This is a genomic window from Acidimangrovimonas pyrenivorans (assembly GCF_042643245.1).
Taxonomy (GTDB): domain Bacteria; phylum Pseudomonadota; class Alphaproteobacteria; order Rhodobacterales; family Rhodobacteraceae; genus Acidimangrovimonas; species Acidimangrovimonas pyrenivorans.
On the sequence record NZ_JBHRSK010000004.1, the window covers coordinates 527,543 to 539,859 of the forward strand.

The window sequence follows — 12,317 nt, forward strand, 5'->3', positions numbered from 1 at the left end:
CGCGACATGCTGAGAAACGACCAGCTCGAACAATGGGATCGGGAGAACTTCTTCCACCCCTCGACCCACCTGGCCCAGTTCGCCCGCGGCGAAGGGGCCGAGCGCGTGGTCCGCACCGGCTCGGGCGTCTATATCGAGGATCGCGACGGCAACAAGCTGCTCGACGGCTTCGCCGGCCTCTACTGCGTCAATGTCGGCTATGGCCGGCCCGAGATCGCCGAGGCGATCGCCGAGCAGGCGCGTGAACTGGCCTATTACCACGCCTATGTCGGCCACGGCACCGAGGCCAGCATCACGCTCGCCAAGATGATCCTCGACCGGGCGCCGAAGAACATGTCGAAGGTCTATTTCGGCCTCGGCGGCTCGGACGCCAACGAGACCAACATCAAGCTGGTCTGGTATTACAACAACATCCGCGGCCTGCCGCAGAAGAAGAAGATCATCTCGCGCTGGCGCGGCTATCACGGCTCGGGGCTGATGACCGGCTCGCTGACCGGGCTCGAGCTGTTCCACAAGAAATTCGACCTGCCGCTGGCGCAGGTGATCCATACCGAGGCGCCCTATTACTACCGCCGCCCGGACCCGGCGATGACCGAGGAGGCCTTCAGCGCCTGGTGCGCGGCCGAGCTGGAGCAGCTGATCGAGCGCGAGGGCGCCGACACCATCGCCGCCTTCATCGGCGAGCCGGTGCTGGGCACCGGCGGCATCGTGCCGCCGCCCAAGGGCTACTGGGACGCGATCCAGAAGGTGCTGAAGAAATACGACATCCTGCTGATCGCCGACGAGGTGGTGACGGGGTTCGGCCGGCTGGGCACGATGTTCGGTTCGGACCATTACGGCATCGAGGCCGACATCATCACCATCGCCAAGGGCCTGACCTCGGCCTATGCGCCGCTGTCCGGCTCGATCGTCTCCGACAAGGTGTGGAAGGTGCTGGAACAGGGCACCGACGAGAACGGCGCCATCGGCCATGGCTGGACCTATTCGGCCCACCCGATCGGCGCGGCGGCGGGCGTCGCCAACCTCAAGCTGATCGACGAGCTCGGGCTGGTGAAGAACGCCGGCGAAACTGGCGCCTACCTGAACGCGGCGATGCGCGACGCGCTGGGCGATCACGCCAATGTCGGCGAGATCCGCGGCGAGGGCATGCTCTGCGCCATCGAGTTTGTCTCGGACCGCGACAGCCGGGCGGGCTTCGAACAGCCCGGCAAGGTCGGCCCGGCCCTGGCCACCGCGCTCCTGCAGCAGGACAACGTCATCGCCCGGGCGATGCCGCAGGGCGACATCCTCGGCTTCGCCCCGCCGCTCTGCCTGAGCCGCGACGAGGCCGACACCATCGTCGCCGCCACCGTCAAGGCGGTCAAGACGGTCCTCGGCTGAGGAAGCTGCGCCCAAGTCGCGGCGCGGATCGACGGGCCTGACGATCCGCGCCTCCTGCGGGCCGCCCCAGATACCGGGGCGCCCCGCAATCCCAAGGCTCAGAGGATGTGAATATCGGCGGCAAGGCCGTCGAGATTGGCCACGCCCTCGAGCGTCAGCACATTGCCGTGGCCGAAATCGAAGACCACGTCGCTGCCGGCATCCTGCGCGAACTGCGACACCAGCTGCTGCGCCGTGAGGGTCCCCGACCACAACGCGGGATCGAAGCTCAGCGCGTCCACGCCCTTGCCGTAATCGGTCACGCTGTCCCGGCCGAAGCCCGGGGTGAAGACGAAGCTGTCGGCGCCGCCGCCGCCGGTCAGCCGGTCGTCGCCCAACTGCCCGACCAGACGATCCGCCCCCTTGCCGCCGAACAGCCGGTCGGCGCCGCCGCCGCCGTACAGGCTGTCATTGCCCAGCCCGCCATAGACGGTGTCCTGTCCCGCCACGCCGCCCTGGCCGGTATCGAAGAACAGGTCGTTGCCGGCCCCGAGATTGGCCAGATCGCGGCCGTTGCCGCCTGTCGCCCGGTCGTTGCCGTCCCCGCCCAGCAGCGTGTCGGCACCGTCGCCCCCGAACAGCGCATCGTTGCCGAGCCGGCCGAGGATCAGGTCGGCCCCGGCGCCGCCGTGGAAGACATCATTGCCGCCGCCGCCCTGGACGGTGTCGTTGCCGGCACCGGCAAAGACCGTGTCCTGCCCCGGCGCGCCGCCCTGACCGCTGTCCTGGTACAGGTCGGCACCGGCGCCGAGATAGGCCAGGTCGCGCCCGTCGCCGCCGGCGACCGTATCCGCGCCGGCCCCGGACTCGAGGGTATCCGCGCCGCCCTCGCCGAACAGCGCGTCGGCGCCGAGCCGGCCGAGGATCAGGTCGGCCCCGGCGCCGCCATGGAAGACATCGTTGCCGCCGCCGCCCTGGACGGTGTCGCTGCCTGCACCGGCAAAGACCGTGTCCTGCCCCGGCGCGCCGCCCTGGCCGTTGTCGTGGAACAGGTCGGCGCCGGCGCCGAGATAGGCCAGGTCGGGACCGTTGCCGCCGCTGACGGTATCCGCGCCCGCCCCGGCAAGCAGGTGATCGGCCCCGGCGCCGCCCTCCAGCCGATCGTCGCCCCCGGCCCCGACCAGGCTGTCGCCGCCGATGCCACCCTGCAGGGTCTCGGCCGCCGCCGTGCCCTGGATCGTGTCGTCGCCGATGCCGCCATGGACCTGCTCGATGTTCAGCAGCACGCCGCGATAGCTGTCGGTGACGGTTTCGAAGGCCAGGTCGGCGCTGTGATCGGTGGTCGAGACATCGCGGCTCAGGTCGTCGGCGCTGTTGGCGAATTGCGGCTGCGCCTCGAGCACCAGCTCGGGGCTCAGCATGACGCCGTTGACCAGCCGGTCCTCGCTGGTGCCGGTATCGGCCCAGACCGGCACCTCATGCGGCAGGTCGGCGCGATAGGCACCGAGCGCGAGGTCGAGCAGCACCGGCCCGTTCAGCGTGCCGAGGTCGAGCAGGTCGGTGCCGGCGCCGCCGTCGAGCGTCGAGTCGCAGATATCCAGCACCAGCGTGTCGCTGCCGGCGCCGCCGTCGAGGCTGTCCGCGCCGGCGCCGGCCAGCAGGATGTCATCGCCGCGGCCGCCCGCCAGGATATCGTTGCCGCCGCCGCCCGCCAGCACGTTGGCACCATCGCTGCCGCTGATTGTGTCGTCGCCCTTGCCGCCGATGGCGGATTCGATGCCGGTGAACTGGTCGGAACCGTCGAGGAAATAGGCCCTGCCGTTGTCGAGCTCGATCCGGACGCCGCCGAAATCCGCCGCCGCGGTGCCGCCGTAGGCGTCGGTCGGGGTGGCGTTGGCGTAGGAGACGGTGTCGTTGCCGGCGCCGCCGTCGAGGATGTTGGAACCGCCACCGCCATGCAGCAGGTCGTCGCCGGCGCCGCCGTGCAGCGTATCGTTGCCCGCGCCACCATAGAGCTGGTCGTTGCCGCCCCGCCCGTCGAGGCTGTCGCTGCCGCCCCGCCCCGCCAGTTGCTCGGCCGCGGCCGAGCCCAGCAGCGTGTCGCTCAGGCTGTCGCTGCCGATCACCGCCTCGATGCCGCTCACCGTCGCGTCGATGCCGTTGATGTCGCCCGGCGTGGCCAGGATGCCCGTCGCCAGGTCGAGCGTCACGCCGCTGGCGACGTTGCTGGCGAAGTCGAGCGACAGCAGGTCGTGGCCGGCACCGCCATGGAGCGTGCCGTCCATCCGGCCGATATCGAAGATGTCGTTGCCGGCATCGCCCGCGATCAGGTGGCCGCCGCCCGAGGCCTGGACATGCAGCGTATCGTTGCCGGCGCCGCCATGCAGGCTGCCGTTCAGGCTGAGCCCGAGGTAGTCGTCGCCGCCATCGCCGAAGAACGCGGCCGAGGGATTGCCGTCATTCGAGGTCGAGCGCACCAGCCGGTCGTCGCCCAGCCCGCCATGGACGGTCACCTGCTCGGTCCCGCTGAGGTAATACTCGTCGTTGCCGTCGCCGAGGAAGATATGCCCGGTGTGGTACATGTTGGCGCCGAAGACGAGGCCGTTCAGGGCCGGCGGCGACGGCTGATCGCTGCCCAGCCCGTTGACCTGGGCGGTGGAATAGGCCCGCATCTGGGTCGTCGCACCGAAGCCGTTGCGGATCGACCAGCGCACGTCGTCGAAGTTGCGCAGATCGAGCGTCGCGTCGGAGCCGCCGCCGTCTATATACGAAGTTGCCCCGGTGACGAAAATCGTGTCCTGGCCGCCGCCGCCATTCACGTTATGGGCGCCGCCGCTATAGATCAGGTCGTCGCCCTGGCCGCCGTCGATGGTGACGTCGCCGGCGGCGACGCCCGGCGCGGTCTCGGCGCCCCAGATGGTGTCGTTGCCGTCCGAGCCGGTGAAGACCTCGATCCCGGTCGCGTGGTCGCGCGCCAGCACCGAGGTCCCGTCTGCCGACAGATGCGCGATGGTGCCGCTGCCGACATGGAGGCGCAGCGCGCCGGAGCCGGTGACGGCCGGGCGCGTCGGCTGCCAGTCCCAGTTGACCTCGTTGCGCAGGTAGTAATCGGAATAGATCAGCCGGTCGGTGCCGGCGCCGCCGTCGTAATGGTCGCCGCCCGGCGCCGGGGTGCCGCTGCCGAGGAAGGTATCGCTGCTCTCGCCGCCGGTGATCGTGTCGGCCCCGTCGCCGCCGATGAGGAGGTTCTTGCCGGCGCCGGCGGTGATCCGGTCATTGCCGCCGGCGCCGTCGATGTAGTCGTCGCCCCCTGCCGTGGCGAAGGTATTGCCGTGGCCGTCGCCCTTGAGCACCACATCGCGGTCGTCCTTGACGATGACGTTCTCGATCCCGCTCAGCGTGTCGCGGCTGTCGCCGTCCCAGGCGGTTCCGGCAACAAGGTCGACCGTGGTCAGCGCGTTCGAGGACGGGTTGTCGGGGTAGTACCAGGTGTCGCTGCCGGCGCCGCCATCGACGTGATCGGCGCCCTTGCCGCTGGTGATGATGTCGTCGCCGGCGCCGCCGTTCAGCGTGTCGGCCTGATCGCTGCCGCGGATCGTGTCATTGCCGCCCAGCCCGTTGATCTCGACCGCCGCGGCGGCGGCGAAGAGGAAATCCGCGCCCGCGGAGCCGTTCAGGGTCGGACCGGTGGCGGTGTGGACGCTGTCGAACAGCTGGGCCCGGGTGAAGCTCGCGTCCCGGAAGACGAAGATCTCGACATGGTCCGCCGTCTCGTAGCCGTCGCCGCCGCCGTCCTTCTGGTGGAACACCACCGGCCCGCTGCCGGCATCGCCGCTATAGGTGAAGTCGAGGAAATTGCCGTGGAAGACCAGCCGGTCTGTGCCGTCGCCGCCGTCGACGGTGTCGTTGCCGGCGCTGGCGATCAGGATGTCGTCGCCGGCGCCGCCATGCAGCGTGTCGTCGCCGCCGCGCCCGTCGAGCACATCGTGCCCGGCGCCGCCGGTCAGGGCGTCGTTGCCGTCGGTGCCGATCTGGAACGGTCCGGTGTTCCCGGGGTTGAGCGGATCGAGCCCGTCTAGCCCGAGCGCGGCGAGGAAGTCGTTCAGGTCGGCGCTCAGGCCGGAAGCGTCGATGAAATGGTCGAGCTGGCCCAGCATGGCGCCCAGATTGGCCTCGAGATTGACCAGCGCGTCGGGCGATGGCAGCAGGTCGGCCATCTTGTCGGCAAAGCTGTTGAGCAGGCCGGTCAGGCCGATATGGTCCGAGATCCAGTTCAGCACCGGGTCGACGGTGATCTTGAAGATGAAACCGACCGCGTCGAGCACCGGCTCGATCGGCTTGAGCAGGTTGTAGGCCGCGGTCAGCGGCGAGGCGATCGAGGACAGCGAGGCGGCGATGGCGTTGAAGGACGAGGCGGTGCTGATCGCCGCCTTGAACCAGGCCGGTCGCATGTCGCCGAGGAAGGTCTTCAGCCCGGTGTCGAGATCCTCGTAGCTGGTGTTGAGCCCGTCCAGAACGGTGTTGAGCGGCGAGACGGCGCTGTCGATCGCGGCCTCGATCGGATCGGCCGGGCTACCGACCAGGTCGAAGCCGGTGATCAGCGTGTCGACCGTCTGGTGATAGCCATCGGTCTTGTCCTTGGCGGTCTCCAACCCGTCGCTGATCTCGCCCAGCTTGGTCTCGGTCTGGTCCAGCTTGTCGATGATCTTGTATTGCTCGACCTTGTCATTGATCTTGGTGACCTTGTCGAGCGTGGCGTCGACGACGTCGTCCATTGCGTTCAGCGCGGTCTTCATCGCCCGCGCCGGCAGTTTCAGCGGACCGGCCTTTTCAAGCAGTTTCAGGGTGAACAGCTCGGCCCGGATCGAGTCCTTGTAGTCGCGCAGGTTGTCTTCCAGCTCCTTGCTCAGTTCGAGCGCGTCCTTGGCGTCGCCGGCGGTCTCCTTGAGCGTATCGACCTTGCCCTGAAGGTCGTCGAGATTGCTCTCGGTGCGAACGAGGTTGGTCCTGAAATCGACGAGATCCTGGCCCGTGGTCATAATGCGCTCCCTGAAATACCGTCACCACGGCCTCCGCGCATTGCTGCGCCCCGGCCCCCTCCCGGACCGTTGCCGCAGCCGTTGACGCTACGGAAACCTACCCTGCAGGCGTAGCACGGCCCGGGCGGCCGGCCTATCAGGTGATCACCCCATTCACGCGGGTGCGGGACTTACGCCGGCACAGCCGCCGGCGGCAGGGTGACGTAAAGGCTGGTGCCGCCGGCGCGCGGCCGGATCAGGCCGAAATCCAGCCCGTGCGTGGCCGCCATCTCGCGCAGGATCGACAGCCCCAGCCCGGCGCCCGCCACCTCGGGCCGCAACCGGACCGAGCGGCCGATGGCGGCGTCGAACTCGGCCTGGCTGAGGCCGGGGCCGGTATCGTGGACCTCGAGCCGCAGCGCCCCGCCGCGCCGCCGCACCCCGATCAGCACCGTGCCGCGCTCGGTGAACTTGATCGCGTTCGAGACCAGGTTCGAGACGATCCGCATCAGGTCGAGCGGCGGCAGCCCGGCGCAGGCGTGGCACGGGACATAGCGCAGCCGCAGCCCCTTGGCCTCGGCATCGGGCAGGAACATCTCGTGCGTCCGGGCCAGGATGTCGTCGATCCGGGCGACCTCGGGCGCGGCACCGTCGGCCAGATCCTGCCGCGCCGCGTCGAGCCCGCCGCTGCCATGGGCCTGAAGCTCCTGTCCGATCAGCTGTTCGAGATAGCGGAAGGTTTCCTCGACATCCGGGGCGGCCGCCGTCTCTTCCCGCGCCGTCTCCCGGCCCGAGACCAGCGCGTTGACATGCAGCCGCAGCGCGTGCAGCGGCGTGCGCAGGTCGTGGATGGCGTCGGCAAAGCGGCGCTCGTGGCTGCGCGACAGCTCGACCGCCAGCCCGTAATCCTGCTCCAGCTCGCGCAGCCGGCGCGACAGGTCGAGATTGTGCCGCGCCTCGCGCAGCGATGCCTCCAGCGCCACCTGCCGGGCGCGCTTGAGCTGGTTGATGCGGTCGAGGATCGCCAACCCCATCATCGCCGCGTCGACGACGATCACCAGCCGCATCGAGTCGTATTGCAGTTCGGCCGAGATCTCGATCCCGAGCCAGTGCCGCGCCGTCATCAGCGCGCTCGAGATCACCGCCCCGCCCCAGGCCAGCACGTAGAACCGCACCTCGCGCCAGCGCGTCCGCGCCGCCACCAGCCCCGAGACGGTGAACAGCGCGATGCTCAGCGTTGCCACCAGCACCATCCATTTCTTGATCATCTGGGTGTCGACCACCAGCGTCGCGACAATCATCGCCAGGGTCAGGGCGATGACGCCCAGCAGCAACTTGTCCATCACCGGGTGATGGATGCGAGTGAGCAGGAACTGGCGGGCGAAATTGGCGCCGAAGACGATGATGCCGCCGCCCAGAACCAGCGAGGCGAAGCCGTTGAACAGCGGTGCGTTGGGCCAGAGGTAGCGAAAGGCGTTGCCGTCGCCATGCATGATGAACAGCAGGCCGCTGACCGCATAGGCGCCATAGGCGGCGAAGATCGACTGCCCGGTCACGCCCCAGGCCACCAGCGCGGCGAGGATCAGGAACATCACCATGCCGTAATAGGTGAAGTTCTTGGCCGTGCGGGAGGCGGCGAACCGCTCGAAGCCCGCCGCCGTTTCGAGCACCGCGTTGAGCTGGGACGAACCGCCCGACCAGTAGCGGAAATAGAGCGTGGTGGCCTGCCCCGGCGGCAATTGGAAGGCCGTGACCAGTTCGGGATAATCGACCTGGCGGGCCGAGAACGGGCTTTCGGGGGTGAGCCTTTCCAGCGTCGTGATGCTGCCGTCGGGCGCCACCTGGTAGGCCGCGTAGCTCTGGAAGAAATTGACGTCGAGCCGCAGCCGCCAGTCCCGCACCGCCGCGCTGTCATTGACCAGCGGCAGCCGCAGCCAGATGACGTCAGGGGTATAGCCGAAATCCGGCGCGCTGCCCTCGACGGGCTTGAATTCCCCGGCGCGGGCGGCGGCGACGGCCCGGGCGATGCCCATCTGCCGGCCCGGATCGCGCAGCGCGGTGAAGGCGCGGGTCATGGTCTCGGCGGGCACCGCGCCAGAGATCGCCAGCGCCCCCTGCGCGGCAATTGCCGCAGCGGCAAGCCACAGATAGACTGCGATCAGCGCCAGGATGCGTTTCACCATCGTCCTGGTGTCCTTCCGCCTCTGACCTACCGCCCCGGGGGCCCGCGACCGGATGAGCAAGACTGTCCTGATTGCCGACGATCATGCCTTCACCCTCGACGGCATGCAACGCGCGCTTTCCGCCGCCGGGCTGGAGGTGCTCGAACCGGTCACGGGCGGGCTGGCGGCGATCGCCCGGGCCAAGGCGCTGCAACCGGATGTCGCGGTGCTGGATTTCGCCATGCCGGATGCCACCGGGCTCGAGGTGACCTTCGAGATCCGGCGCTGGTCGCCCGCCACCCGCTGCGCGATCCTGACCGGCAACACGGCGCCGGGGGCGTTGGCCCGGCTGATCGCGGCCGGCCTTGACGGGCTGTTCCTGAAATCCATGTCCCCGGACGTGGTCGTCGCCGGCATCGCCCGGGTGGCGGCGGGCGAGACGGTGATCGCCGAGGAGGCGCGGCGGCTGGCGGCGGCAAGCGCGGCGGCGCCGCGCCTGTCCGAGCGCGAGACCGAGGTGCTTTTCGGCATCGCCAAGGGCCGCACCAATGCCGAGATCGCCGACAGCCTGTCGATCAGCCCGAAGACGGTCGAGAGCCACCGCGGCTTGCTGATGAAGAAGCTCGGCGTGCGCTCGACCGCGGCGCTGCTGGTCACCGCGATCCGGCTCGGGCTGATCGCCCCGTAGGGGCTTGCACCGCGCCGCGCGCTCTGCTGCACTGCCGCCATGAGCGATCCGAGCCCCGAAGAGTTGCGCGCCCGCTACTGGCCCCGGCTGACCGAGGAACTGGCGGGGCTGCGTACCAGTTCCAGCGAGACCAGCGCCGACCGCAAGCCGGTCGAGCTCGACCAGTCCAGCGTCGGCCGGCTGTCGCGGATGGACGCGCTGCAGCAGCAGGCGATGGCGGCGGCGCAGGACGCCCGCCGCCAGGGCCGGATCCGCGCCATCGCGGCGGCGCTCGAGCGGCTGGAGGAGGACGATTTCGGCTGGTGCGAGGATTGCGGCGAGTTCATCGGCGAGGCCCGGCTCGACCTCGATCCCTGCCTCACGCGATGCGTGAGCTGCGCACGATAACCGAATGGCTTTTGTTCCATAAAGCAAGCCGTCGCAGGAGATCTGCGGCGCCTCCTCCCAGGCTCTTGCGCCCTTCGGCAGAGTTCCTCCCGAGGCCCGGAGATTTCCCCTTGAAACCAATGTTGAATTATGGCTTCGCAGCAAGGTTTTCCGAATTCGGAGCATGGCTTCTCCCGTTCTGGGGATCGACAGGCACAGACCACGAAGAAGGACCCGCGATTGCGGGCCCTGCATCAAGAATCCAGAGGATCATGCTTCTTCACGCGGCTTCGCTTCGGCTTCGCTTCCTGGCGGCTCTGGATCGTGCTTTCCCTTGAGCAGGTTGAGATCGGCCGATGCGATACGGTCACCGGCCCGTATTCCGGGCCGGTCGTTGGACAAGGTCAGGAGCGTTCTTCGGCCGAGCGCTCGATCTGGTCCAGCACCTCGTGGAGACCCGCTGCAGGCAACGGCGGAAGGCCCACGTCGCCCTGGACACCGCGACCGGGACATTCGCGCAGTCGAGGTCACCTCGAGCCGCCATGGTGACAGCCCTCTGCTGCCCGAACTGCTGGCGCAAATTCCCGAGGAGGAACAGATCGCCACCGTCACCGGGGATGGCGGCCATGACACGCGACGATGCCACGCCGCCACCATCGAGCGCGGCGCCCGAAGGGTCGCGCCTGGAAAGAAGACTGTCCCGCGGCAAGGGCGCGAAGCGAGTTCCTGCGCGCGCTGCGACACCTCGGCAGGGCATTCTGGAAGAAGTGGGGGGGGCCCATGACCTAAAGCCGCGTCGAAGCTCAGATGCGCTGCCTGAAGCTTTGCCGCGAGCGGATCCTGCGACGAGCTCCCAACCGCCAAACCGCCGAAATCCAAATCCGCATCGCCATCATCAATCGCTTCTCGGCCATCGGCAGGGCCGAGATCGAGGGCGTCACCTGAACGCCCAGTGGAAAGGAGCCCTTCGTGCCGGTGGACGAATTGCACGACATCGCCGATCGGCGCTGCACAAGACAGTTCCGTGCCAGGACGCCCCGACCTCCTTGCCTTGCTCTCTGGCCCCAAAGCGGTGGAAAAGCCGGCCTCACCCCATCAGGTTCACTTTTCAAACCAATTGGACCATTCACGATCACGGCATTTTCTGATCACGAACTCTCACGTTTTAGCGATTTCGGGTGAAAAGAAGCCGTAAATTGGACCTATTTCCCCGCCCTGTTCAAAAGATGACTGGATCGAGTCCGAAATCTGGGTATCCATCGATTCGGGGAGGAGAAGACCAAATTGGCCAGTCGAATTGACCAATTGGCGTATCTCCACACCGGGATGCGACCGCATCGCCGCGAGAGGAGCGTGGCCCAGCGGCCCATTCAAATGGAACCGCAACTCCAGGTGAGGACAATATGACAGGGAATGATAATTCGTCGAAATTCAGCCGGCGCACACTTCTGAAGGCCGGCGCCGTGATCGGCACGGCGCAAATCGCATCGCCCTTCGTGCAAATGGCGCGGGCATCAGACGTGGTTAAGATCGGGGTCGACAACCCGGCGACCGGCACCTACGCGGCTCTGGGCAAGAACGAGCATATCGGCATGCAGATGGCGGCCGACCAGATCAACGCCAAGGGCGGGATCCTGGGCCGCAAGGTCGAGCTTCTGTTCGAGGACTCGACCAGCGGCGATGCCGGTGTCGCGGTGCAGAAGGCGCGCAAGCTGATCGACCGCGACCAGGTCGACTTCCTGATCGGCAATATCAACTCGGCCCTCGCCCAGGCGATCGCCAACGTCGCCAACGAGAAAGGCGTGTTCCATGTCGTGCCCGGCGGCCATACCGACTCGGTGACCGGCTCGAACTGCCACTGGAACACCTTCCGGGTCTGCAACACGACCCAGACCGAGGCCAATGCGGTCGCCTCGGCGCTGGTCAAGAAAGCCGGCAAGAAGTGGTACTACCTGACGCCCGACTACGCCTTCGGCCATACCCTGCAGGCGGGCCTCGAGGCGGCGGGCAAGAAGCTCGGCGTGACCAAGGTCGGCGGCGACCTGACGCCGCTGGGGACCACCGACTTCTCGTCCTACCTGATCAAGGCGCAGGCGGCGAACCCGGACGTCATCATCTTCCTGCAGGCCGGTGACGACGCGGTCAACGCACTCAAGCAGGCGGTGCAGTTCGGTCTCGACAAACGCTTCCACCTCGCCGGTGCGCAGCAGGAGCTCGAAGTGCTGTGGGGCCTGCCGCCCGAAGCGCGGGTCGGCACCTGGGTGTTCGAATGGTATTGGAAGCAGGCCAAGGTCACCGGCGTTGATGCCTTCGTCGCCGAGGCGCGCAAGCGGTCCGGCGGCCACGTACCGACGGCACGGACCTATTTCGGCCATACCTCGATCTGGACCTGCGCGCTGGCGGCGCAGAAGGCCGGCTCGCTCGACGCGGTCAAGATGGCGAAGGCGATGCAGGACTTCCAGCTGCCGCCCGAGGTCTCGATGATGCCCGACGGCGCCTATTATCGCGGCGGCCAGAACCAGATGATCGGCGATCTCTATGTCGGCCATGCCCAGTCGAAGGGCAGCGACGATCCCGACGATCTGTTCGTGGTCGACCAGGTCGTCGATGGCCGCAAGGTCTCGCCGACCCTGGCCGAGACCATGTGCCACCAGGACTGGCCGCACGCCTGAGCCAAGAGGCGCGGACCACACCGTGCCCGGCCCTGCCGGCGAACCGGGGGAC

At 68.1% G+C, this 12,317-nt stretch carries 6 protein-coding genes and 1 pseudogene; 5 read left to right on the plus strand and 2 right to left on the minus strand.

Going from position 1 to position 12,317, the window contains the following annotated elements; genetic code table 11:
* Window positions 1-6 precede the first annotated feature (6 nt).
* The gene (locus tag ACFOES_RS05480; protein ID WP_377832188.1) at window positions 7-1,380 is read left to right on the plus strand and encodes an aspartate aminotransferase family protein; all 1,374 of its coding nucleotides are present in this window, start codon (window positions 7-9) and stop codon (window positions 1,378-1,380) included.
* A 98-nt stretch (window positions 1,381-1,478) separates the two neighbouring features.
* Here ACFOES_RS05480 and ACFOES_RS05485 read toward each other — a convergent pair whose 3' ends face one another.
* Window positions 1,479-6,398: a hypothetical protein gene (locus ACFOES_RS05485; RefSeq protein WP_377832189.1), complete on the minus strand. Its 4,920-nt coding sequence runs from the start codon at window positions 6,396-6,398 to the stop codon at window positions 1,479-1,481.
* 170 nt (window positions 6,399-6,568) lie between these two features.
* A complete protein-coding gene (locus tag ACFOES_RS05490) occupies window positions 6,569-8,560 on the minus strand; it encodes a sensor histidine kinase (RefSeq protein WP_377832190.1) in 1,992 nt (663 codons plus the stop codon).
* Between the two features lie 52 nt (window positions 8,561-8,612).
* On the opposite strand from ACFOES_RS05490, the gene ACFOES_RS05495 reads away from it, so the two are divergent.
* From ACFOES_RS05495 to ACFOES_RS05510, 4 genes and pseudogenes are all read left to right on the plus strand, one after another.
* Window positions 8,613-9,227, plus strand: a complete 615-nt coding sequence (locus ACFOES_RS05495; protein WP_377832191.1) for a response regulator — start codon at window positions 8,613-8,615, stop codon at window positions 9,225-9,227.
* A gap of 39 nt (window positions 9,228-9,266) precedes the next feature.
* Window positions 9,267-9,614 (plus strand): TraR/DksA family transcriptional regulator, encoded by a 348-nt coding sequence (locus tag ACFOES_RS05500; RefSeq protein WP_377832192.1) that lies wholly within the window; start codon window positions 9,267-9,269, stop codon window positions 9,612-9,614.
* Between the two features lie 434 nt (window positions 9,615-10,048).
* Window positions 10,049-10,538 (plus strand): annotated as a pseudogene (locus ACFOES_RS05505) (transposase); the annotation flags it as partial.
* Window positions 10,539-10,996: 458 nt separating this feature from the next.
* A complete protein-coding gene (locus ACFOES_RS05510; RefSeq protein ID WP_377832193.1) occupies window positions 10,997-12,265 on the plus strand; it encodes an ABC transporter substrate-binding protein in 1,269 nt (422 codons plus the stop codon).
* The last annotated feature ends 52 nt before the right edge of the window (window positions 12,266-12,317 follow it).